Annotated in this window: 19 protein-coding genes and 1 rRNA gene; 13 read left to right on the forward strand and 7 right to left on the reverse strand. The window is 61.0% G+C overall.

Annotated elements, in window-relative coordinates:
- A 16S ribosomal RNA gene (locus tag J3L12_RS05810) occupies nt 1–192 on the reverse strand; the annotation flags it as partial.
- A 170-nt stretch (nt 193–362) separates the two neighbouring features.
- Complete coding sequence (locus tag J3L12_RS05815; RefSeq protein ID WP_208014107.1) at nt 363–1,502, reverse strand: site-2 protease family protein; 1,140 nt, start codon at nt 1,500–1,502, stop codon at nt 363–365.
- Between the two features lie 38 nt (nt 1,503–1,540).
- Here J3L12_RS05815 and rsmI point away from each other — a divergent pair, with 38 nt between their 5' ends.
- The 4 genes from rsmI to J3L12_RS05835 all read left to right on the forward strand — a co-directional run bounded on the left by rsmI (nt 1,541) and on the right by J3L12_RS05835 (nt 4,897).
- Nucleotides 1,541–2,359, forward strand: a complete 819-nt coding sequence (rsmI, locus tag J3L12_RS05820) for a 16S rRNA (cytidine(1402)-2'-O)-methyltransferase (RefSeq protein ID WP_208014108.1) — start codon at nt 1,541–1,543, stop codon at nt 2,357–2,359.
- Between the two features lie 174 nt (nt 2,360–2,533).
- Nucleotides 2,534–3,502, forward strand: coding sequence for a 6-phosphofructokinase (gene pfkA, locus J3L12_RS05825; RefSeq protein WP_208014109.1), 969 nt, complete (start codon nt 2,534–2,536; stop codon nt 3,500–3,502).
- A 162-nt stretch (nt 3,503–3,664) separates the two neighbouring features.
- On the forward strand, nt 3,665–4,216 hold the full coding sequence (gene msrA, locus J3L12_RS05830; protein WP_208014110.1) for a peptide-methionine (S)-S-oxide reductase MsrA: 552 nt from the start codon (nt 3,665–3,667) through the stop codon (nt 4,214–4,216).
- Nucleotides 4,217–4,267: 51 nt separating this feature from the next.
- Nucleotides 4,268–4,897 carry a viroplasmin family protein gene (locus tag J3L12_RS05835; protein ID WP_208014111.1) on the forward strand — a complete coding sequence of 210 codons (630 nt, stop codon included), beginning with the start codon at nt 4,268–4,270 and terminating at the stop codon, nt 4,895–4,897.
- A gap of 132 nt (nt 4,898–5,029) precedes the next feature.
- Here J3L12_RS05835 and J3L12_RS05840 read toward each other — a convergent pair whose 3' ends face one another.
- Nucleotides 5,030–5,494: a hypothetical protein gene (locus tag J3L12_RS05840; protein WP_243454987.1), complete on the reverse strand. Its 465-nt coding sequence runs from the start codon at nt 5,492–5,494 to the stop codon at nt 5,030–5,032.
- Between the two features lie 424 nt (nt 5,495–5,918).
- Here J3L12_RS05840 and J3L12_RS05845 point away from each other — a divergent pair, with 424 nt between their 5' ends.
- Nucleotides 5,919–6,179: a hypothetical protein gene (locus J3L12_RS05845; protein WP_208014113.1), complete on the forward strand. Its 261-nt coding sequence runs from the start codon at nt 5,919–5,921 to the stop codon at nt 6,177–6,179.
- On the opposite strand, the gene pheT is transcribed toward J3L12_RS05845, so the two are convergent.
- Nucleotides 6,136–8,490: a phenylalanine--tRNA ligase subunit beta gene (pheT, locus tag J3L12_RS05850; RefSeq protein WP_208014114.1), complete on the reverse strand. Its 2,355-nt coding sequence runs from the start codon at nt 8,488–8,490 to the stop codon at nt 6,136–6,138. The two genes, J3L12_RS05845 and pheT, sit on opposite strands and share 44 nt — an antisense overlap.
- Nucleotides 8,491–8,613: 123 nt before the next feature.
- Complete coding sequence (gene pheS / locus J3L12_RS05855; protein ID WP_208014115.1) at nt 8,614–9,678, reverse strand: phenylalanine--tRNA ligase subunit alpha; 1,065 nt, start codon at nt 9,676–9,678, stop codon at nt 8,614–8,616.
- A gap of 392 nt (nt 9,679–10,070) precedes the next feature.
- Between pheS and J3L12_RS05860 the strand changes: the two genes are divergently transcribed.
- The gene (locus tag J3L12_RS05860) at nt 10,071–10,454 is read left to right on the forward strand and encodes a metallopeptidase family protein (RefSeq protein ID WP_208014116.1); all 384 of its coding nucleotides are present in this window, start codon (nt 10,071–10,073) and stop codon (nt 10,452–10,454) included.
- Nucleotides 10,455–10,775: 321 nt separating this feature from the next.
- Here the strand turns inward: J3L12_RS05860 and J3L12_RS05865 are convergent, their stop codons facing one another.
- Entirely contained in the window at nt 10,776–11,468 is a 693-nt protein-coding gene (locus J3L12_RS05865) for a LysM peptidoglycan-binding domain-containing protein (RefSeq protein WP_208014117.1), read from the reverse strand.
- A 56-nt stretch (nt 11,469–11,524) separates the two neighbouring features.
- On the reverse strand, nt 11,525–12,589 hold the full coding sequence (locus J3L12_RS05870; protein ID WP_208014118.1) for a glucose-1-phosphate thymidylyltransferase: 1,065 nt from the start codon (nt 12,587–12,589) through the stop codon (nt 11,525–11,527).
- Between the two features lie 256 nt (nt 12,590–12,845).
- Here J3L12_RS05870 and J3L12_RS05875 point away from each other — a divergent pair, with 256 nt between their 5' ends.
- The 7 genes from J3L12_RS05875 (at nt 12,846) to J3L12_RS05905 (ending at nt 21,957) form a co-directional block, all read left to right on the forward strand.
- Entirely contained in the window at nt 12,846–13,829 is a 984-nt protein-coding gene (locus J3L12_RS05875; protein WP_208014119.1) for a LacI family DNA-binding transcriptional regulator, read from the forward strand.
- A 91-nt stretch (nt 13,830–13,920) separates the two neighbouring features.
- Nucleotides 13,921–15,156: an extracellular solute-binding protein gene (locus J3L12_RS05880; RefSeq protein WP_208014120.1), complete on the forward strand. Its 1,236-nt coding sequence runs from the start codon at nt 13,921–13,923 to the stop codon at nt 15,154–15,156.
- 74 nt (nt 15,157–15,230) lie between these two features.
- Nucleotides 15,231–16,322, forward strand: a complete 1,092-nt coding sequence (locus tag J3L12_RS05885; protein WP_208014121.1) for a sugar ABC transporter permease — start codon at nt 15,231–15,233, stop codon at nt 16,320–16,322.
- Nucleotides 16,323–16,330: 8 nt separating this feature from the next.
- Nucleotides 16,331–17,698, forward strand: a complete 1,368-nt coding sequence (locus J3L12_RS05890; RefSeq protein ID WP_208014122.1) for a carbohydrate ABC transporter permease — start codon at nt 16,331–16,333, stop codon at nt 17,696–17,698.
- Nucleotides 17,699–17,776: 78 nt separating this feature from the next.
- The gene (locus J3L12_RS05895; protein ID WP_208014123.1) at nt 17,777–19,648 is read left to right on the forward strand and encodes a glycogen debranching N-terminal domain-containing protein; all 1,872 of its coding nucleotides are present in this window, start codon (nt 17,777–17,779) and stop codon (nt 19,646–19,648) included.
- A gap of 203 nt (nt 19,649–19,851) precedes the next feature.
- Complete coding sequence (locus J3L12_RS05900) at nt 19,852–20,622, forward strand: PIG-L deacetylase family protein (RefSeq protein WP_208014124.1); 771 nt, start codon at nt 19,852–19,854, stop codon at nt 20,620–20,622.
- Between the two features lie 54 nt (nt 20,623–20,676).
- Nucleotides 20,677–21,957 carry a CCA tRNA nucleotidyltransferase gene (locus J3L12_RS05905; RefSeq protein ID WP_208014125.1) on the forward strand — a complete coding sequence of 427 codons (1,281 nt, stop codon included), beginning with the start codon at nt 20,677–20,679 and terminating at the stop codon, nt 21,955–21,957.
- Nucleotides 21,958–22,095 lie beyond the last annotated feature (138 nt).

The following is a 22,095-nucleotide window of genomic DNA, read 5'->3' on the forward strand; positions in this document are numbered from 1 at the left end:
TAGACACACCCCAGGGGGTGGGTCCACATCGGGGATTAGCTAAGATTTCTCCTAGTTGTCCCCGACTTTGGGGCAGGTCACCTACGTGTTACTCACCCGTCCGCCACTAACTGCCGAAACAGTCCGTACGACTTGCATGTCTTAGGCATACCGCCAGCGTTCACCCTGAGCCAGGATCAAACTCTCCAAAAGTGTTCGCCGCATAGGGCGAATCAGAGTAGACCTGTGTCGAAGGTCTTTTCTCGTTTAGAACGTCCGAGAAAACGACGTTTGGTACGTGTTTCTGCTGATCTTTCTTTGTCAAGGTGCTTGGCTACCTCGCGGCAGCGCAACGAGAAGTGTACCGACTACCCTCCAAGCTGTCAAGCCCTACCCAGAGGGGGGCTGGGATGGTCGGATAAGCTCATCTGTGCAGCCCGGAGTTGCAGGGCCCGCAAGAGGTCGGTTTTGCTCAGGATGCCCACCAGGTTGCCTTCAGCGTCGGTGATGAGTAGCCTCGAGAAACCCTGTTCGGCCATACGTTGCAGAGCCGTGAGGGCCTCGGTTTGTTCATCTACCTGCAAGGGAGGGCGCATGCGCTCGAGCACCCGTGTCTGCGGCGAGGCGCCTTGCAGGTCTTCCAGGCTTATAAGACCCAAAAGCCGCCCCTCTTCCACCACCGGGTAGCCCACGTGTCGCTCCTGCATCATTTTTTCCAGGAGCTCGGCCACGCTCAGGTTAGGGGGCACCGTGCTTACGGCGCGGGTCATCAGGTCGTGCACCCGCAGACCCTCGAGGGTCCGGCTCAGCACGGCCTGTTCGGCCTCGGCACTGGCAGCCATGAAGACAAAGAACGCAATCAGGAGCATGAAGAGGTTGCCCACCAGCAGGCCGAGCAAACCAAGTCCAAACGCTACAATTTTGCTGATCGTAACGGCGGTGCGGGTGGCCGCGAGATAGGGTCGGTAAAGTGCCAGCAGGCTCCGCAGGATGCGCCCGCCATCGAGCGGCAGGGCCGGAAGCAGGTTGAACAGAGCCAGACTCAGGTTGATGAAGCTGAGGTAGCCCAGCAAAAACTGCCCTTCGGTGGCTGTAGAGGGTAGTAGTCCGCGCAGCAGACCAAACAGGCCCGAGAGCAGCACGCTCACAATGGGACCGGCGATGGCAATGACGGCCTCGGCGCCACGGGTGCGGGGGATTTGCTCGAGCTGAGCCACCCCGCCCAGGAGCCACAGGGTAATCTCGCGGGTTCGCACCCCGTAGGCCCGTGCGGTGAGGGCATGACCCAGCTCATGGATGAGCACACTCAGGAAAAGCCCCACCGCGGCCAGCAGGCCCAGCAGGTAGGGGGTGGGGCCTTGCAACAAATCCGGTGGCGCACTGATTTGCAAAAGTTGCAAATAGACTGGAAGCTGGCTGCCAATCAGGAAGGCAAACAAAGGCAGCACGATCAGAAAGCTCAGGTCGAGCGAGAGCGGGATGCCCAGGATTGAAAAAGGAAGTCGGATGCCACGGGAGAACATACCCCAATGGTAGCGCGTTTGGGATATAGACTGTAGGGATGCGGCTGGTGTTGGTTCCAACGCCCATTGGCAACCTCGAGGACATTACCTTGCGGGCCATTCGGGTGCTCAAGGAAGCCGAAGTGGTGGCCTGCGAGGACACCAGGCGCACCGGCATTTTGCTCAAGCACCTGGGTATCTCCAAACCGATGATGCGGCTTGACCAGCACACTGTGGGTAATGCCAAGCGGCTGCTGGAGGGCTATGAGAAAGTGGCCTACGTGACCGATGCCGGCACGCCCGGTATCTCCGACCCCGGCGCCGAGCTGGTGGCCCTGGCGCTGAAGGAAGGCTGGCAGGTGGAGGTATTGCCCGGCCCTACGGCCCTGATTCCGGCCCTGGTGGCCTCGGGTCTGCCTGCAGCCCGTTTTGCCTTCGAGGGGTTCTTGCCCCAGAAGCGCTCGGAGCGCAAGGCGCGGCTGGAACAGGCTTGGAGTCGCACGGTGGTGCTCTACGAAGCTCCCCATCGCTTGCGGGATACCCTGCAAGACCTGCTCCAAATATACGGCCCCGAACATCCGGTGGCGATTGCCCGCGAAATTTCCAAGTTGCACGAGGAAATCTGGCGGGGCAGCCTGGCGGATGCGCTCGAGTATTTCAAAGAGCCAAGAGGCGAGTTTGTGCTGGTGTTGGGGCCAAAGACGCCAAAGGCCGAGGGTTCAAATCCCAAAGCCGAGGATTTGCTGATACAGCTCAAGGGGCAGGGACTAAAAGGCAAGGCGCTGGTCAAAGCTTTGACCGAGGCCGGGGTTCCCCGCAACCAGGCCTATGAACTGGCCCACAAGCAAGAGGCCACGAAAAAGCCAGTGAATGGTTAGTCAAATGCCTTGATGCTCCATGTGGGAGGAGGTCGGAAGCCAGCGTGCATTCGGCCTTGGGCTTTGGGCCCCTTGATGACACAAACCGAACCTTTCTGAGTAAACTAACAGGCAGTTTTTGGCTGGCGGCCCCTGGGTTTGTGTGGGCAAGTTTTGCTTGTGGAGTCTGGTTCGATGAAACGAATTGCGGTTTTTACCAGTGGAGGGGATGCCCCCGGCATGAATGCGGCCATTCGTGCGGTGGTGCGTACCGGTGTAGCCCACGGCCTGGAAGTGATTGGCATTCGCAGCGGCTACCAGGGCATGATCGAGGGCGATTTTGTTCCCATGGGGCCGCGCGATGTGGCCAACACCCTGCAACGGGGGGGTACGATTCTGCTCACCGCTCGCAGCAAAGCGTTCATGACCCCCGAAGGCCGGGCCAGGGCTGCTGAAAACCTTAAGAAAGCTGGCATTGACGGGGTAATTGCCATTGGCGGCAATGGAACCTACACGGGGGCTACCAAGCTCATTGCCGAGCACCACTTTCCGGTGGTAGGGGTGCCGGGCACCATAGACAACGACCTCTACGGTACCGACTACACCATCGGTTTCGATACGGCGGTGAACACCGCCCTGGACGCCATTGACCGCATCCGCGATACGGCGGCCAGCCACTCGAGGGTCTTCTTCATCGAGGTGATGGGGCGGCATGCGGGCTTCATTGCCCTCGAGGTAGGCATTGCAGGTGGAGCTGAGGTGATCGTCATTCCTGAAATCCCCACCAGTGCCCAGGAATGTGCGGAAATCATCAACAAATCGGCAGAGAAGGGCAAGCGTTCCTCCATTGTGGTAGTGGCGGAGGGCGGCTACGAAGGTGGCGCCGAGCAGCTTGCTAAGGACGTGCGCCAGTTCTCCGGTTTTGAGGGACGGGTGACGGTGCTGGGCCACATCCAGCGGGGCGGCAGCCCCACCGCCAAAGACCGGGTGCTCGCCAGCCGCCTCGGAGCGGCGGCGGTAGAAGCGCTGCTGAGCGGGGCCAGTGGGGTAGCCATTGGTGAGGTAAACGGCGAAATTCGCCTCACGCCTTTTAAGGAGGCCATTGATAAGCGCAAGGATATCGAGCGCAAGAAGCACGAACTGGCCAGTGTGCTGGCATTGTAGCGATATAAGAGACGATTTTTTGGAGCGGTTCCCCCAAATACCCGGCACCGCGGTTTTGCCTGTGCCCGGTACGTCGCACCTCTCCCAATGGTAGAGAGACGCAATTCGATAAGGTCAATAGCCTTACAACTTGCTTTTCAAGTTTAGCCAAAATAAGGAGGTATGGGTCAGAACCTGGAAGTTGCAACCCTGGGAGGCGGTTGTTTTTGGTGTTTGGAGGCAGTCTACGACGAGCTGAAGGGCGTAACCGAGGTGGTTTCGGGGTACTCGGGGGGGCACGTACCCAACCCCACCTACGAGCAGGTCTGTGGCAAGCAGACCGGCCACGCCGAGGTCGTGCAGATTACCTTTGACCCCAGCGTGATTTCGTACCGGGAAATCCTGGAAGTCTTCTTCACCATTCACGACCCCACCACCCCCAACCGCCAGGGCAACGATGTGGGGCCGCAGTATCGTTCGGTTATTTTCTACCACTCGCCCCAGCAAAAAGCGGTGGCCGAGGAGGTGATGCAGGCCCAGGCGGGGGTCTGGGAAAACCCCATCGTGACCGAGCTGGTCGCCTTTGAAAGGTTCTACCCTGCCGAGGACTACCACCAGAACTACTTCAAGCGCAACCCCTACCAGCCCTACTGTGCATTTGTGGTCGGCCCAAAGGTCGCCAAGTTTCGTAAGCAGTACTTTGACCGGCTCAAAAAGAACTCGGTAGCGGGGTAGCTCGGTTAGGCGGTGAAGTTCTGGGAAGCCTTTTGCGGTACACTCCCTGACATGGCCCAAGGGAAGAGTAAAAGCAAGTATTACGTGGTTTGGAAAGGCCGCAAAACCGGAATTTTCTCTTCGTGGCCCGAAGCTGAGGCCCAGGTCAAGGGGTATGCAGGGGCCCAGTTCAAGGCTTTTGAAAGTCTGGACGAGGCCCGACGGGCTTTTGCTGGAGAATACGACCACTACAAAGGTCAGAAAGCCAATCAGGACAGACTTTTAGAGGCGCCTCCGCCGATCACCCCCAGCTACTGTGTGGATGCGGCTTGCAGCGGCAATCCGGGGCTGCTCGAGTACCGCTGTGTGGATACTGCCACGGGGAAGGAAGTTTTTCACCGGGGGCCCTTTGCCCAGGGTACCAACAATGTGGGGGAGTTTTTGGCCCTGGTTGAAGCCCTGGTGTTGTGCCAGGAAAAGGGCTACTCCTGGCCCATTTACTCCGACTCGGTGAATGCCATTGCCTGGGTCAAGGCCAAGAAAGCCCGCACACACCTGATTCGCACCCCCGAGAATGCCGAACTGTTTGAACGGATTGCAAGGGCTGAGGCCTGGTTAAGATCACACACCTACCCCAATCCCCTGCTCAAATGGCAGACCGATAGCTGGGGGGAAAACCCCGCCGATTTTGGACGAAAGTAGGGTTTTATACCGGATTCAAAAAGACAGTTGACAAAACCATATACCCAAGAGGCTGTCTTTTTGAATCCTAGAGCACTCCCTTCGGTCGGGTTGGTTCGTTACCGTTCGGTAACGAACCAACCGAATCTGGTACTAGGGATGGTTCACGTGCGGCAATAAAGCTGCCTTGAGGACGGGGTTCCCCGAAGCCAAGTCGAACAGGGGGCGGGCAAAGGGACTGCTCACGATACCGTCTTTGATGCCGGTGGGCATCTGTTCGGAAGGGTAGCGCAAGGCTCCGGTGGAAGCCACAAACTCGCTGGGGAAGCTCACCCAGATGGTGAAGGCCAGGAACAGGCCCCAAAAGAACCCCCCAATGCCACCGATGACCCCCTCGGTGGTGGGCGTCAGACGGGTGAGTGGAATGAAGTGGGTGGCGTAGGCCATGCCCAGGCCCAACACCAAAGCCAACAAGGGCAGCGCAAAATCGGGCACCCAGGGCGCCACTAATGGAACCAGGATGAGATACAACACCAACGCCGGTATGACGGCCAGTGCGAAGGGGGCACCCTGGCGGATGCCGACCGCAATAGCTGCTGCAAACACAAAAAGGGCCATTAAATCGAGCCAGCTTAGCATCAAACCAAAGTATAACGGCCCAGGCTGATCCTTTGATGCTACTTTGACCCTATTTTGGGCTCATATCGTTTTTGCTTGAAGACTTTGCACACTACTGGAGCGGTGAGGGAGGGCGCAGGGGGTAAGGGACAGGTGTTGGAGACCCACGACCGATCTCCTACCGCTAACCCCCACCTTGTGCGTTGCTGAAAATTGGCTACACGCCTAAAGCTGGCATCACTTCATCCGCTGGCAAACTCTCGGTGTGTTGTGCTCACTTCAGCCCTGTTGCCCGCATGATCCTGATGAAACCAATGGTGTTTATGCTAATCCTGGCGGTTAGAAACGCGTTCAGACAGCTTTCTAACGCTGGGTGATGGCCCGGTATTTTCCGAAAATCCCTCGAGTTTGCTAACCTAGATTTATGCAGTATGGCTTTGTACCCGATGGTGGGGATCGCCTCGAGAACCACCCTGACTACCAGGCCTGGAAGAAAGCCCGCGTGGAAGCTATCAAGGCCGAGTATGCCCCTTTGTTGGCGCAGGCCAGAGGCTGGCAACGCTTGCGCCTGAAGTGGCGGATGTGGCGGGCCCTACGCCAACTAGGCCCGTCAGAGGCCACCCTGTGGGGGGCAGAGGCGGTCAGCGGCGGATGGCGAAACCCTGCTGTTCCAGAGCGCCGATGATGTTTTGCATGAAGGCATCGGTCTCGAGGTCGGTCAGGGTGCGCTCAGGGTGGCGGAAGGTGAGGTGAAAAGCCAGGCTCTTTTCACCATCCCGAAGCGGCTTGCCCCGGTAAACATCGAAGATTTCCAGCTTTTCCAGGTGCCTGCCCGCATGGGTGCGGATGATCCGCTCAATCTCAGCATAAGGCGTACTTTCGGGGGCAACCACGGCCAGGTCGCGCATGGAGGCCGGGTACTTGGCAATATCGGTGAAGGTGCCGGGGCCTTTGCTCAGGGGTAGGGATAGCTCGAGCAAAAACACCTGTGGCAGCTCGAGGGCTGCGGCAATGGCCGGGTGCAGAGCACCGATCTGACCCACTTTCTGCTGATTCCAGTAAACCGCCCCGCTTATGCCGGGGTGCAGGTAGGCTGCCGCCTCCTGCTCGACCCGCACCTGGCTGCCCAGGTTGCGTGCAGCGGTCTCGAGGAAGCCCTTGAGGGCAAAGAAGCCCTCGCCCAGGCCCTTCTGCCAGAGGCCCGGCACCGGGTCGCCGCATAGCAGGGCCGCTAAGCGGGGGGTCTCGGTCTGGTTGAAGACATTGCCGACCTCGAAGAGCAAGAAAGGCCCGTCCTCGCCCTGGGCCAGGGCCGTTTGCAGGTTCTTGAGCAGGCCGGGGTAGAGGGCGGTACGCAGGGCGGTGCGGTCTGAGGTCTGGGGGTTCTGCATGAACACCGTGGGGGCCGGCGCCCGCATGAGCTCGCACTCCTGCGGCGACGACCAGGCGTAGTTCAACACCTCCTGGAAGCCCAGTCCGGCCATCACCTGCTTGAGTCGCTCGGTGGCCTCGTAGGGGGCGTCCACCCCCAGGTTGTCGGGGTGGGGGAAGAAGCTGGGCAGGGTGGTGGGAATCTGGTCGTAGCCCACGATGCGGGCCACCTCCTCGACCAGGTCTTCCTCGATGGTCAGGTCGACCCGGTGACTGGGGGGCGTGACCGCCCAGACCCCCGCCTGGGCGGTGGGCTGAACGGTGCAGCCCAGGCGCTGTAGCACCTCGGCCTGGGTGGTTTCGGGGTAGTTCATGCCTACGAGCCTCGAGGCATAGTCGGGGCGGAAGGCAATGGGCTTGGGGGGCCGGGTGTGGTTGAGATCCAGGCGTTCCTGGGCGACCTCGACCCCCTCGCCCCCCCAGGCTTGCAGAAGCTCCATGAAGCGCTCGGCAGCCAGAATCGGCCCGTTGGGGTCCACGCCGCGCTCGAAGCGGTAGGAGGCTTCGGTCTTGAGGCCCTGGCGCTTGGCGGTGCGGCGCACCCGCACGGGGTCGAAGTGGGCCACCTCGAGGGCCACCTCGGTGGTGGTATCGCGGATTTCGTCATCGGCCCCGCCCATCACCCCGGCCAGCCCGGCGGGGCGGGTCTGGGGGCCTTCCTTAACGGTAATGAGCAGGTCGCGCTCGTCCAGGGTGCGCTCCACCCCGTCCAGCGTGACCAGCTTTTCGCCGGGGCGGGCCCGGCGCACCACCAGCCCTTCGCGGATGAAGGCGGCATCGTAGGCGTGCATGGGGTTGCCCAGCTCGAGCATGGCGTAGTTGGTGGCGTCCACCACGTTGGAGATGGGGCGCATCCCGGCGGCGTACAGGCGGCGCTGCACCAGCAGTGGGCTGGGGCCCACCTTCACCCCCCGTGCATAGGACAGGGTGAAGCGGTCACAGCCCTCGGTATCTTCAATCCAGACCCCAAAGGGCAGGGCCAGCGGCGTGGTGCGGGGCCTGGGCTGGGGCCGTACCAGGGTCAGGCCCAGAGCAGCCAGGTCACGCGCCACCCCGTACACCGAGAGCCAGTCCGGGCGGTTGGGGGTGATCTCGATCTCGATGACCTCGTCAGGGCCCCAGACCTCGGCCAGAGGGGTGCCGGGAGGTAAAGCATCGGGGGCGAATTCCAGCAGGCCGCCGGCGTACTCGCCTATCCCCAGCTCCCTGGCCGAGAGGGCCATGCCGTAGGACTCGAGGCCCGCTATTTTCCGCACGCCCAGCTCGGTTCCATCGGGCAGCAGGGCTCCCGGCAGGGCCAGCGCCACCCCCATCCCGGCTTTGGCGTTGGGCGCGCCCGAGACTACCTGAACCTCCCGCCCCATATCCAGCAGGAGCCGGCGCACCTCCTTGCCTTCCAGGTTTTCGGCGGCCAGTACCCTGGCAAACACGATCTGGCGGTGCGGAGCGGTCAGCTTGTGGATGGACTCGGTCTCGAGGCCCAGCCCGGCCAGCAGCTCTTCCAGACGTTCGCTTCCAGGCGCCTCGGGCAGAAATTCCTTGAGCCAGCTATACACAATTTTCATGGAAACCTCGTTTTTGGCAAAGGCAGCTTACATTGGGCTTTGTTGGCCTGGATTCTTTCGAAGTGGAGCGTGTCGCAGGTCTCATGTCACATGTAGCAAGAGCTATCCGCTATGGGCCATCGGCTACCCTCTAAACTGCCGCAAAAAGCTCAGGCGGTTCTGGTAGAAGTAGCGAATGTCCGGAATGCCGTAGCGCAGCAAGGCCAGCCGCTCGACCCCCATCCCGAAGGCCCAGCCGGTCATGCCCTCGTAAGCCCTGGGCAGGCCCTGCCGTTCGCGGTAGTCGTCCACGGCCTTGAATAAGTAGGGGTGTACCATGCCCGCCCCACCGAGCTCGAGCCACTTTTGCCGCTCCGGCCACCACATGGCAAACTGCACCCCCGGCTCCACAAAGGGGAAGTAGGTCGGCTGGAAGCGGGCCTTGCCCTCCTCGCCAAACAGCCCCCGGGCCAGCTCGCTGATGGCCCCTTTGAGGTCGGCCATGGTGATGCCCTCGCCCACCACCAGGCCCTCGAGCTGGTGGAACATGGCTTCGTGCGAAGCATCGGTCTGCTCGTAGCGGAAGACCCGCCCCGGCACCACAATCCGGAAGGGCGGGGTGTGCTGGATCATGTAGCGAATCTGCATCCCCGAGGTGTGGGTGCGCAGCACCGCCCCCCCCAGACCGGTTACGTCCTCGCCGAAAGGGCCCCGGATGGTGAAGCCGGGTTGATTTTTGAACTCCACCCAGAAGGTATCCTGCATGTCCCGGGCGGGGTGCCACTCGGGCATGTTGATGGCGTCGAAGTTGAAGAACTCGCTCTCGACCTCCGGGCCCTCCACCACGCTAAAGCCCTGCTTGCGAAAGATGCCCACCAGCTCCTGCAAAATCAGGCTGGTGATGTGCAGCCCCCCCGAAGGAAAGGCATAGCCGGGGAGCGAAACGTCTATGGACTCCTGCAGAAGCCTGGCTTGCAGGGCCTCTTCCCGAAGCTGTGCTTCGCGGGCCTCGAGGGCCGTTTCCAGAGCCGCTTTCCACTCGTTGAGTACCCGGCCCTTTTCCCGGCGTTCCTCGGGCGAGAGCCGACCCAGGGTTTTCATTTCCTGCGTGACCAGGCCATTTTTACCCAGGTACTGTACCTTCAAGGCCTGCAGGCTCTCCAATGTGGGGGCCTTGCCGATCTCCTCCAGTGCTGCCTCGATGTTCATCCAGCCTCCCAAAAAACCTCGCCCAGTCTACCCAAAAGCGATGGGCGGCACACAGGCCGCCCACGAGAGAGTGTTGCATCTCCCGCGGGCCTACCTAAAAAACCACCCCCTGGCCATAACTGGCCTTTAGCCTACCACCCAGGCGAAAGCCGGGTCAATCGCGCCACACCGCCCATCAGCCCCAGCCATACAAAAAAGCCTCCATCACCCCGGTTGCTACTGCGGCCACCATCAGAAACGAGGGAGCCACGCCCCCGCAAAAAGTTCCACAGCGCAATTTCCACCAGGCTCAAAGCCATGATGGCCAGACCGGCTTGTTCAAGGCCATTCGTGGTGCAAAGCGTATCCTGCCCTCACGGTTATCTTCACCCATCTGTGCCACACTGGGCCCCATGACCTACGAGGCTTTTGTCGAGACCGCCGAGCGCTTGTGGGAGGAAATCCCCGTCGAGTACAAGCGCGGCCTGCACGGCCTTCATGTACTGGAGCACCTCAAACCCGACCCCGACGAGCCAGACCTACTGCGCCTGGGCGAGTACTACGACCCCGGCTACCCTTCGGTGCTGGGGGGTTATGCCGGTATTGGTCGGCACATTGCCCTTTTTTACGGTTCTTTTGTAGCGCTGGCTGCCGGAGACCCCGATTTTGACTGGGAGGGCGAAATCTGGGAAACCCTGGTACACGAGCTGCGCCACCACCTGGAATCGCTGGCCTGGCGGGACGATCTCGTACAAGAGGATATCCAGAACCTGCGGCGGTATCGGGAGGGGCGATAGGGCGGTTCTCGTGAAATACCAAATCCACATGAACCCCTTGCCTGCTCCCCCTGTGGGAGAAGGTGGCGACACCCCTTCCACCGGCATATGAGAACAGTGACCGTGACGTCATTGACTGCGTCTGGGGTGTCGCCCAGGTTACGGCTTTGCAAGTGCTTGCACCAGAATCGCGTAAGCGACTCGCCTAGGATGAGGGGTTTTAGGAAAGACTCTCAAAAGACAACTATCCAGGTAAAGTTGGTATAAGCATTCGTCGCTTCGAGGAGGCTGCATTGCGGGAGAAAAAAAAGCCCCCAGACGGGGGCTTTGGGTGTTTTGGGCTTACCGGGGGATTTGGAGCTTCTGGCCCACCCGGATCAGGTCGGGGTTGGCGATGTTGTTGGCTTTGGCAATTTTCATGTAGCTATCCCTCGAGGCATCGCCATAAAACTTCAGGGCAATGCCCGAGAGGGTATCGCCGGGTTGCACGGTGTACCATTCGTCGGGGATGTTGACCCCGCCCTGCTCAGCGGCGAACCTGGCCTTGGCGCCTTCCACAATTTGCAGTTCGCTGGCGTCTACCTCGGTGGCCCCGGCTTGCTTGGCCAGTTGAACCGCCAGGTTGTACTCGTGCTGGCTGTCTACTGCACCCTTGAGCACCACCCCGGTGCCCTTTTGCAAGACCGCGATGGGGTCGTCCTTGAGCTCGCCGTTGGCTTCCAGGGTAGCCAGCACCTTTTTAGCCAGCTTGCTGGCCTCGGTGGCCTTGCGGATGACCTCCTCTTCTGCGGCGATGGCAGCATCAGAAACCTCCTGCTGGGCCACGATGACCCCGCTCAGGTCTACCGACTTGACCCCTTTAACCCCCTCGACCGTGGCCTGCAGCAGAGAAAGGTGAGGCTGACGAGGCACCGCGCCAGTGATACGAACATTTCCTCCTTGCTCCTGAATGTTGAGCCCCAGCCCCTGGAGCGGGGGCCACTGGTTGATGGCGTCCTGAACTCGAGCGGACAATGACTTTCCAAACGGCCACATAATATACCTCCAGCCGGAGTATACCCCGGCTGTGTAAAAGGATTATGCAAAGAGGCTCAGGCCAGCTCGAGGCTGCTCAAATCGCCCAGCACCAGTTTGTGGGCTTTGGGCAGGCCGTTGCGACGGGTGACTCTAGCCCCCACCCCCAGAATGCACTCGTGCAGGCGCAAGGGCACGTCCTCCACCACCGCGCTGTCTTCCAGAATGGAAAACTCCACCTCGGCTTGCCGCACGGTGGCATTGGGCCCCACCGAGGTAAAAGGGCCGATGTAGGCCCCCTCAATCATGGCGTTTTGGGCGATGTGCACCGGGCCCAGCACGGTGCTGTTCTTAACCACTGCCCCTTTCTCGATCACCACCCGCCCGGTGATCTGACTGTCGTGTACGTGCCCCTCCACAACCGGGGTGGGGCTTTTCTGTTCTACCAGGAGCAATCGGTTGGCATCCAGCAGGTCGGCGGGGCGGCCGGTGTCTTTCCACCAGCCGGTAATTTCTTGCCCCAGCACGGTATGCCCCTGATCCATCAGGGCCTGGATGGCGTCGGTGATTTCATACTCGCCGCGGGCGCTAGGTTTGAGGTTGGCGATGATCTCCATAATGGCCGGGCTGAATACATACACCCCGGCTACGGCCAGGTCGGAGGGGGGATCTTTGGGTTTCTCAAGCAGCTTCACAATCCGCCCCTGATCCAGCACGGCTACCCCAAACTGCCGGGGATCGGGCACCCGTACCAGGGCAATCACCGCCCCCACACCGGGCTTGAAAGCCTCGACAAAAGGCTTGATTCCACGCTGGAATAGGTTGTCGCCCAGGTAGAGCACGAAGGGGCTCTGGCCCAACCATTCTTTGGCGGTGCCCACCGCATGGGCAATACCCAGGGCCTGTTCTTGCACAATGTAGTTGATCTGAACACCGGGAAAATCCTTGAGGGCTTGCCGAATGTCTTCCTGGGTATCGGGGGAGACCACCACCCCCACCTCGGTAATGCCGGCTTCGAAGAGGTTTTCCACTGCGTAGTAAATGATGGGTTTGCCACCGAGCCGAATGACCGGTTTGGGCCGGGTGTGGGTAAGGGGACGTAGCCTGGTGCCACGTCCGGCAGCGAGAATCAATCCTTTCATGCTGGAACCCATCTTATCAGTGTGGAGATGTCGGGCCTGTGCATATGAGTAACCCAATGGAGGGGTTGTATGGTAAGTCAGCGATAGCTTGTAAGCGATTACATTTCTCCGCGTGATGCTTTGAAAATAAGCTGGTGTGCAGCTATCTGTGCAAAAATCGCTTTCTATTCCCCTAAATACCTTAGGGCTTGACAGTTTTTCACAAGGCCATTAGACTTACGCTACACAAAAGTTGTAAACGCTTACAGAGCGTCTTATGGACAACCGCCGCATGCCCACCATTGGAGATGTTGCCCGCCTGGCAGGGGTTTCTACCGGGACGGTGAGCCGGGTGCTGAACCAGCGGGCTGGGGTACACCCGCAAACCCGTCAGCGGGTACTCGAGGTGATGGAGCGGCTGGGGTATGTGCCCATGCAGGCTGCCCGCGAGCTTACCGGGCGGGGCGACACGGTGGGAATTTTGCTGGCTCCAGGGGTACGCCGCTATATTCCTTATTTTGTCTTGCTGTTCGAGCACCTGACCGAGGCTCTGTGGCGCGAGGGCATGCGCCTGGAGGAGACCCCCACCGATGCAGCCGGTCTGCCCTTGACCCCCGCAAGGGGCTACATTCTGCTGGGCGCACACGATCACGACCCGCGCCTGGAAGCCCTGCAAAACACCCAAACCCCCCATGTGCTGATAGGGGTCTATCCCGGCGCTTACTGGGTGGCCCCCGACGACGAAGGGGGGGCTTATGCGGCCACCCGGCACCTGCTCGAGCTCGGCCACCGCGAGATTGCCCACCTCACGGGTCAGCCCCAGCACCAGGTGGGGCGCGAGCGTTTGCTGGGCTACCGCAGGGCGCTGGAAGCCTATAACGTCCCCTTTCAGCCGCATCTTGTGCTGGATGGCGATTTCTCCACCCTCACGGCCTACCGGGTGCTGCGCAAAGCCTGGGAGCAGGGGCTGCGCTTTACCGGCCTGTTCGCCGCCTCCGACGAGATGGCCGTCGGTGCTCTAGCGGCTCTGGAAGACGTAGGTTTGCGGATTCCCCAAGACGTTTCGCTGGTGGGCTTCGACGACCTGCCCGAGATTGGCACGTCCCTCACCACGGTGCGCCAGGACATCGGGCAGATTGCCGGGGCTGCTGTCCGGCTGCTCAAAGAATCGCTGGCCGGTGGTACGCCACACGGATTGCGGGTGCCGGTACAACTGGTGGTTCGGGGCACTACCAGCCTGCGGGAGGTGAAAACCGCCTGAGTGGATCCGCTTGGCCTCAGGCCCCTCGAAAGGGAAACATCATCATTCGGTCTATCACATGGCTTTTTTGGGCTAAATAGAGGAGGTAATCATGAAGCGATGGTGGGTAGCAGGTCTGGCTTTAGCTGCGTTGAGCATGGCCTCAGCGCAAACGGTGGTACGGTTGCAGGGCTTTGGGGGCAACGATACGGCCATTATCAGCAGCCTGGTGCGGGAAGTGGTCAACCCGGCGCTGCAAAAGGACAACATCCGCGCTGAATACCAGGGTGTGGAGGGCGATTACCGCGCTGCGCTTCTGAACGCGCTTTCGGCAGGCACCGCTGCAGACTTGTTCTATGTGGACATCTTCTGGTCGGAGCCCCTGTTTGCCTCGGGACGGGTGGAGCCTTTGAACCGGTACTTCACCCAGCAGGAACTCTCGGTCTTCAACCGCAACCTGCTTAACGCCTTCACCCTGCGTGGTAACGTGTACGGTCTGCCCAAGGACTTCAACACCCTGGCGGTGCAGTTCAACAAAGACCTCTTCGATGAGGCCAAGGTGCCCTACCCCAACCAGACCGACACCTGGGACACCTTCAAGGACAAGCTCAAGCGGGTGCAGGCCGCCCTCAAGGATGTGGCAGGGCTCTGCGTGGTAGCCGACCATGCCCGCTTTGGCGCTTTTGCCTACGCTACCGGCTGGCGGCCCTTCAATGCCCAGGGACGCACCGTACTGGACGCCAACTTCCGCCGGGCCTTTGAGTGGTACACCAGCCTGGTCAAAGACGGAGCCGGTAAGTACGCCCAGGATCTGGGCGAGGGTTGGACGGGCGGCTGCTTCGGAGCCGAGCGGGCTGCCGTAGCCATTGAGGGAGCCTGGATTGGGGGCTTCCTGCGCGACAAGGCCCCCAACATGCGCTATGGCACCACCCTCATTCCCCTCGACCCGGTAACCAAGCAGCGGGGCAATTTCATCTTCACCGTTTCGTGGAGCATGAACGCCGCCTCGCGCAACAAGGAGGCCGCCGCCAAGGTGCTGCGGGCCCTCACCAGCCCCGAGGCCCAGAACTGGATTCTCTCCCGTGGCCTGGCCCTGCCCAGCCGCAGTGCTCTGGCCAACAGCCCCATCTTCCAGCGCCCCGGCAAGGAAAATGAGCTGAACCGGGTGGTCTTCCAGGGCTCGACCAGCGTGGGTGGCGCCGTGCTGCCCTTCAAGTTTGGTTCGCTGGACGGGGGAGAGTGGATGCGCCCCATCAACGAAGCCTTGTTGGCGGTGATTACGGGCAAGAAGTCGGTTGATCAGGCCCTGGCCGATGCCCAGGCCGAACTAAACCGCCTGGTGCGCTAAACCAACCCAGGGTGTGGAGCTGAGCGCTGCAACAGGTTTGTGGTGCTCAGCTCCACGCTAGAAAAGGGGGATACATGCTTAGGTCGCAACGAATAGAAGCGCTCTATGCCCTCTTGTTCCTGGCTCCTTTCCTGATTCACCTGGGCGTTTTCTTTGTATTTGCTTTTGTGCGTACCCTGGGTTTTAGCTTTACCGACAAGACCCTGATCGGGCAGTCCTATCAGATTGTGGGCTTTGCGAACTTTATCCAGTTGTTTCAGGATCCTCGTTTTATTGCGGCCCTGACCCACTCTATCAGCTTCATGCTGATCGTAACCACCCTCCAGACCTTTCTGGCTTTGAGCATGGCGGCAATCCTCAACCAGCGCCTGCGGGGCATCACCTTTTTCCGTACCGTGTACTACATCCCCAGCGTACTCTCTTCGGCAGCCGTGACCGTGATTGCGATATGGTTCTTTCAGAAAACGGGTTTCCTGAATACCTTCATTGGCTGGATTGGTTCGGTGGCCCCGGTGCTGCTGACCTTTGTTGCGATCTTTGTACTGGCACAGGCTGTACAGGTGGCCTGGGAGCGCATACGGGGCCTGCCAGTAGCCCTCACCGACCCGGCCCTGGCGACCATTTCGCTAGCGGTAGGGCTGGCGCTAACCTGGCTCCTGGCGGCCTTGGGGGTGGTGGTGCCACGCGAGGCCCAACCGCCAGAGTTCACCTGGCTTACCAACTCTGACCGCTTCTTGGGGGTGCCCATTCCCCTGTGGAGCATTATCATGCTCAACACCTTCACCACCATTCCTACCCTGATGCTCATTTTCCTGGCGGGCTTGCAGGACATTCCCAAAAGCATCTACGAGGCGGCGGCGATTGATGGGGCCTCGCCCCTGCAGCAGTTTTTTAGCGTGACGGTGCCCATGCTGCGTCCAGTGACTTTTCTGGTGATTACCCTTTCGCTGATTGGCACCTTGCAGATGTTCGACCAGGTAGCCCTGATGGGCGATGCGGCTCCGCTGGACTCTATCATTGTGCTGGCCTACTACGTCTACAACAATGTATTTAGTGGAGAGGGTAGGGTGGGGCTGGCTTCGGCAGCAGCCATCATTCTGGCAGCCTTGACCTTTGCGATTGTGCTTTTGCAACGGGCCCTGGGCATTTCGGAGAAAGCCCACTAGGAGGAGCTATGGCGGCGCAAGTGATGAAACCGGGGCGCAAGCTGGACGAGCGCTATCTGGCCCGGCAGCGCTGGGCCCGGGCCGCCTGGGTTTATGGGGCCATGCTGGCACTGGCGGTTTTCTTTATTGGGCCCTTTTATGTGGCCTATCTGGGCAGCTTGAAGGATAATCCGCTCGAGTGGCCCTTCCGTTACTCCTTTGCCCAGACCCAGCCTAAAAACTGGGCAGCAGCCTGGCGGTTGGGGCAGCTGGGTGCGAGCAACCCCTGGACGGGGGGGTTTGCGCCAGGGGCCAACATTCCCTTCCAGGTCAGCTATTTTGTGGAGGATGGCCAGGAGCCACAGACCCCCGTAGTGACGGTGCCGACCCGGCGGGCTGGAGCGGGCCTGGGGGCCATTTTCGATGAAGTGCAGGCGGCGCAGTACGCCAGGGTCTCGGAGGTGCAGGAGGTAGGCCGCCGTTCGGCGGTGGTGGGAGGGCAGCCGGGGCAGATCGTCACCTACAGCTTTACCATCGCCTACGAGGGGCAGGGCCCCCGGGCACCCCGCTTACCGCTGGACATCGAAGCGCCCAGGGGGCAAGTGTATTACTCGGCGACCCTCGACCCCAACCGCCTCGAGCGCCGCGGACGGGTGGCCAGTTGGGACAGTGCAGCGCCCGGCTTGCTGGGGTATGCCTTCCGCAACTACGTACGGGTCTTCAACGAGGCCAGAGACCCCAACACCGGGGCCAGCTTCTTTTTGCGCTGGACGCTCAACACCTTTCTGGTGTGTGTGGCGGTGGTGCTGACGACCCTGCTTTTTGCCTCGCTGGCCGGATATGCCCTGGCCCGGATGTACTTCCCCGGCAAGAACTACTTATTCGCCTTTGTGGTCTTTACCATGACCGTGCCGGCTCAGGCCATCTTCATCTCCAACTACCTGGTGCTGCGCGATCTGGGCCTTTTGAGCAGCCTCTGGGGCATGGTGGTCTGGAGTGCGGTGGGGGCGGGGGCAGTCTTCATCATGAAGCAGTTTTTCGAGTCCATCCCCCGCGAAATCGAGGAAGCGGCCCTGATTGACGGGGCCAGCCCCATCACCACCTTTTTCCGTATCATCATCCCCATGGCCACGCCCGCGCTGGGGGCCCTCACCATCCTGACCTTCCAGGGCATGTGGAACGAGTTCTTCAAGGCGGCGGTGGTGCTGTCGGGCCAGCAGGGCAACTACACCCTGCCCCTGGGCCTTTCCTTCTTCCGTAACGCCTATGGGGTGGCGGGCGACTGGGGCTTGATGCTGGCCAGTGCCTTTCTCTCGATGATTCCCATTATCATTCTGTTTGTGGTGTTTCAGCGCTACTTTGTGGAGGGGGTTTCGACCAGCGCTTTGAAAGGTTAATTGCCAATAGCTGGCGGCTGATAGCCATTAAGGCAAAAGCTATCAGCCATGCGCCATGAGCTATCAGCGAGGTTCTACATGTTGCCGCTCAAAGAAGACGATACCTACGCTGTTTTGTCGGATCAGGGAATGGCCGATAAGGACGAACGCGGCTTCTACCGCCACGATACCCGCTACCTCTCCCGGTATTTGTGGAACTTACCTGGCTTTAGCCTGCTGGTTTCACATACGCCGCGCCCGGATCGTCTGGTGCAGCATTGGAGCCTGATTGTGGGGCCCGACCAGCTGGTGGGGGTGCGGCGGGAGTTACAGATTACGCGGGGCGGCTTTAGCGAACGGCTCGAGCTGGAGAACACCTCGCTGAAGCCCCAGACGGTGGAGGTGGCCCTCGAGGCCGCGGCTGACTTCGCCGACCTGTTTGAGGCCAAGGGCTGGTACAAGGTCTCGCGCAAAATCCAGGGCTTTGAATATACCGCCCCGGATGGCCTGCGGGTGGCGACCCATCTCACCCCCAACCCCCTCCCGGCACAGGAACACGCCACCGGGGACAACGCAAAAACCTACACCTGGAAGTGGACCCTTGCGCCAAAAGAGAAGGCCGTGCTAACCCTGGAAGGCCGCCTCGAGAGCCCCTTTGAACCCCACACTCCAGCCCTCCCCAGCTATGAAAACTGGCAGAAGCGTTTCCCGCTTCGCATGGAGAGCGGGCGCAGTCAGCGGGTTCTGGAACAGGCCATTACCGATCTGCGGGCCCTGCTGTTCTCGCTGCCCGAGGGGCTTTTCCCGGCGGCGGGCATCCCCTGGTATGTCTGCCCTTTTGGTCGCGACTCCCTGCTGACGGCCTACATGATGCAGCCCTGGGCCAGCGAGGTCACCCAGGGGGTGCTCTACTATCTGGCCAGATACCAGGGTACTGAAGTGAATGCCTTTCTAGACGAAACCCCCGGCAAGATTATCCACGAGATGCGCCTGGGCGAACTCTCCCGCACCGGAAAGGTGCCTTTTGCACGCTACTATGGCACGGTAGATGCAACCCCGCTTTTTGTGGTACTGCTGCACCGTTACTGGAAAGACTCCGGCGACCTGGCCCTGGTACAGACACTGAGGCCCCACTGGGAGGCCGCCCTCACCTGGATGACCGACTACGCCGACCCCGACCAGGATGGCTTTCTGGAGTACGCCCCCAACACCGACCGGGGCCATGTGGTGCAGTCCTGGAAGGATTCGCACGACTCACAAAGCCACCAGGATGGCTCGCTGGCCCAGGGCGCCATTGCGGTCTGTGAGGTGCAGGGCTATGCCTATATGGCCTACCAGGCGGCGGCGGAGCTTTACCAGGCGCTTTCGCAAAACAGCCATGCCGAGGCCTGGGAAGCCAGGGCCCAGGCCCTCAAAACCCGTTTTCACCAGCAGTTCTGGCTGCCGGAACTCCAAACCTACGCAGCCGGCCTGGACGGTGCGAAAAAGCCCATGGCCATCCTCACCTCCAACCCCGGTCATCTGCTGTGGAGCGGTATCGTGCCAGACGAGGTCGCGCCCCAACTGGTTCAGACCCTGTTCTCCGAGACGCTTTACAGTGGCTGGGGGGTGCGAACCCTGGGCGCGGATGAGGTGCGCTATAACCCCCTCTCGTACCATAACGGCTCGGTCTGGCCGCACGACAACGCCCTGTTTATCGGCGGACTGGTGCGATATGGCTTTTACCAGGAAGCCCTGCGAGCTGCCGAGAACCTGTTCCGCCTGGCCATGACCCAGCACGACTGGCGCCTGCCGGAGCTGGTGGGGGGCTATCCCAGGCAGGAGGGGGAGCCCCCGGTGCCATACCCGGCTTCCTGCAGGCCGCAAGCCTGGGATGCGGCGGCGGTGGTGTACATGCTGCGCTTGATCCAGGAAATAGACCGCAAGCACCCGGTGCGGGGGCTGCTCGAGCTGCACAGGGTAAAGGTCTAAGTGCTTCCGCGATAGAAATACCATGCTGCTCAACGGAAGTGCGAATTCTGGGGTTTGCATCGGCGCGGCTTCGTGAATCACCCTTTCCTTACCCATTACGTTTCTATCGCGGAGATACTTGGCGCGATTTCTGGCCAGGTGCTCCCTGGGAACACGACAAATGCCTCCTTAATGCTCACCGGACAGGGGTAGACTGGGGTGCCATGCGTGTACTGGCTGTTTTCGCTCACCCCGACGACGAATCGTTTTTTTGCGCTGGAACCTTAACCAAGCTGGCCTCGCAGGGCCACGAGGTGTACCTGATTTGTGCAACTCGAGGCGAGCAGGGCCGCATCCGGCATCCCGCTATTGATGAAACGCGCTACCCCAAAGGGGAGGCCAGGGGTCGGCTGCGCGAGAAGGAGCTCGAGGCCGCCTGCACTATTCTGGGCCTACGCCCGCCCATTCTGCTGGACTACCAGGACTCCGGCTATCCGCTCGAGGTGGCCCAGGCCAACCCCCAGGGCTTCATGCACCAGGACCTGCAGCAGGTGGAGGACGTTTTACTGGCGCACATCGCCCAGATCCGCCCCCAGGTGATGATTGGCTTTGACCCGCAGGGCTACTACGGGCATGCAGACCACATTCACCTGCACCGGGCTACCCTGGGGGCGTTCTGGCGGGCGGGCAACGTGATGGCCGACCCTCCCAGGTATCTGCTGTTCCCCGTCCGCCTCAAGGAGCAGGTAGCCAGAACCAGGTTTGACCCCGAGCGCTATGGGGTCTCGGCCTGCTCGGTAGCGCTGCGGGTGGATGTGCGACCCTATGCCGAGACCATCCGGGCCGCGGTGCTGGCCCATGCCTCGCAGGCCGGGCCGGAGGAAAACTTCGCTCAGGTTCTGCAAGACTGGCCGGGGTTGCTCGAGGAGGAGTGCTTTGTGCTGGGGGGTGTTCGGGGGCTTGCTGTGGAGGATTTATGGGGGTTGCAAGTGTAGAACTGCCTTGGCATTAGGCCTTGCAGGTGCTACCCTCAACGTCTGGCGCTGGCTATGAACTACCGGGCCGTTATGCAGCAACTCTCCTTCCTGCCCGACCTGTACCTGGTGGGGGGAGCGGTGCGCGACATATTGCTGGGCCTCGAGCCCGAAGACCTGGACTTTGCTACCTCTGCACCGCCCGAAGAAACCCTGCGCCTGGCCCAAACCCATGGCCTCGAGGCCATTCCTACTGGCATAGAGCACGGCACCGTCACGGTGCTGATTGACCGCCACCCCTACGAGGTCACCACTTTTCGGCGCGACGTCGAAACCTTTGGGCGCAAGGCCAGGGTTCAGTGGGGGCAGAGCATCGAAGAAGACCTGGCCCGGCGCGACTTCACCATCGGCGCCATTGCCATGGATGCCGAGGGGCGGGTGATTGACCCCTACGGGGGGCAGCAGGACATCGAGGCGGGGGTGCTGCGGGCGGTGGGCGACCCCGGCCAGCGTTTCCGCGAGGACTACCTGCGGGTGATCCGGGCGGGCCGGTTTGCGGCGCGGTATGGCTTCGAGATTGAGAAAAATACCCTGCAAGCAGCATGGCAGGCGGCCCCGGAAGTGCTTTCGCATGTAGCCATCGAGCGCGTAACCGCCGAGTTTGATAAGGCCTTCCAGAACGGAACACCCAGCCGCTTTGTGCGCTATCTGTACGACCTGGAAATCCTGCAGCGCCTGATTCCCGAGTTTGAAGATACCCACCTGCTCTTGCAAAACCCCCGCTGGCACCCCGAGGGGGATGTGCTGACCCACGTGCTTCAGGTGGTTGACCGGGCCCCGCCCAACATCCGCTGGCACGCCCTCCTGCACGACATCGGCAAGAAAGACACCGCCCGCTGGAAGCCCGAGGGCTGGTACAGCTTTCATGGTCACGAGCGGGTAGGGGCCGCGCTGATTCCCCGCATCGCCCGCGAACTGCGCCTGCCCAACCACCTGCGCGACGAGCTGGTGGTGACCACGGCTTTACACATGGTGCCGGTCTTTACCAAGCCTACGCCAGCCGCCATTCGCAAGTTCCAGGCCAAGGCCGGGCCATATTTGCCCGCCTTGAAAGCCCTGTACGAGGCTGATGGAGGCGAGCGTCGGCCCCTAGAGTCCTGGCAGTTTTTTGAGCCGCAGCCGGTGCCAATCAGGCCGGTTTTGCTGGGACGCCACCTAATTGCGCGGGGCCACAAGCCGGGAAAGGCGTTCAGCCGGATGCTCGAGGCCGCCTACGAATGGCAACTGGAAACCGGCGAGACCGATATTGAAAAGCTCTACCAGGCGGCCCTGAAGGGTTTGGCCAAGGAAACCTGATCCCAGGTTGCAGACGGTGCGCTTCCAAGCTGTGCCAGATTGAGTGTGTCTAATTCCTCAGAGCCTGTCTGCCAAGCGGCCCGATAAAAGGTGGAGAAATGAAATTGCCCAACGCCCTGGCGTCTCAGCCTTTGGCTT

Origin of the sequence: Meiothermus sp. CFH 77666, assembly GCF_017497985.1 — a bacterium.
GTDB lineage: Bacteria > Deinococcota > Deinococci > Deinococcales > Thermaceae > Meiothermus.

Excerpts from the sequence above, each read along its gene's own strand:
- J3L12_RS05815 (WP_208014107.1), bottom strand. The coding sequence starts at position 1,502 with ATGTTCTCCCGTGGCATCCGACTTCCTTTTTCAATCCTGGGCATCCCG.
- rsmI (WP_208014108.1), top strand. The coding sequence starts at position 1,541 with ATGCGGCTGGTGTTGGTTCCAACGCCCATTGGCAACCTCGAGGACATT.
- pfkA (WP_208014109.1), top strand. The coding sequence starts at position 2,534 with ATGAAACGAATTGCGGTTTTTACCAGTGGAGGGGATGCCCCCGGCATG.
- msrA (WP_208014110.1), top strand. The coding sequence starts at position 3,665 with ATGGGTCAGAACCTGGAAGTTGCAACCCTGGGAGGCGGTTGTTTTTGG.
- J3L12_RS05835 (WP_208014111.1), top strand. The coding sequence starts at position 4,268 with ATGGCCCAAGGGAAGAGTAAAAGCAAGTATTACGTGGTTTGGAAAGGC.
- J3L12_RS05840 (WP_243454987.1), bottom strand. The coding sequence starts at position 5,494 with ATGGCCCTTTTTGTGTTTGCAGCAGCTATTGCGGTCGGCATCCGCCAG.
- J3L12_RS05845 (WP_208014113.1), top strand. The coding sequence starts at position 5,919 with ATGCAGTATGGCTTTGTACCCGATGGTGGGGATCGCCTCGAGAACCAC.
- pheT (WP_208014114.1), bottom strand. The coding sequence starts at position 8,490 with ATGAAAATTGTGTATAGCTGGCTCAAGGAATTTCTGCCCGAGGCGCCT.
- pheS (WP_208014115.1), bottom strand. The coding sequence starts at position 9,678 with ATGAACATCGAGGCAGCACTGGAGGAGATCGGCAAGGCCCCCACATTG.
- J3L12_RS05860 (WP_208014116.1), top strand. The coding sequence starts at position 10,071 with ATGACCTACGAGGCTTTTGTCGAGACCGCCGAGCGCTTGTGGGAGGAA.
- J3L12_RS05865 (WP_208014117.1), bottom strand. The coding sequence starts at position 11,468 with ATGTGGCCGTTTGGAAAGTCATTGTCCGCTCGAGTTCAGGACGCCATC.
- J3L12_RS05870 (WP_208014118.1), bottom strand. The coding sequence starts at position 12,589 with ATGAAAGGATTGATTCTCGCTGCCGGACGTGGCACCAGGCTACGTCCC.
- J3L12_RS05875 (WP_208014119.1), top strand. The coding sequence starts at position 12,846 with ATGGACAACCGCCGCATGCCCACCATTGGAGATGTTGCCCGCCTGGCA.
- J3L12_RS05880 (WP_208014120.1), top strand. The coding sequence starts at position 13,921 with ATGAAGCGATGGTGGGTAGCAGGTCTGGCTTTAGCTGCGTTGAGCATG.
- J3L12_RS05885 (WP_208014121.1), top strand. The coding sequence starts at position 15,231 with ATGCTTAGGTCGCAACGAATAGAAGCGCTCTATGCCCTCTTGTTCCTG.
- J3L12_RS05890 (WP_208014122.1), top strand. The coding sequence starts at position 16,331 with ATGGCGGCGCAAGTGATGAAACCGGGGCGCAAGCTGGACGAGCGCTAT.
- J3L12_RS05895 (WP_208014123.1), top strand. The coding sequence starts at position 17,777 with ATGTTGCCGCTCAAAGAAGACGATACCTACGCTGTTTTGTCGGATCAG.
- J3L12_RS05900 (WP_208014124.1), top strand. The coding sequence starts at position 19,852 with ATGCGTGTACTGGCTGTTTTCGCTCACCCCGACGACGAATCGTTTTTT.
- J3L12_RS05905 (WP_208014125.1), top strand. The coding sequence starts at position 20,677 with ATGAACTACCGGGCCGTTATGCAGCAACTCTCCTTCCTGCCCGACCTG.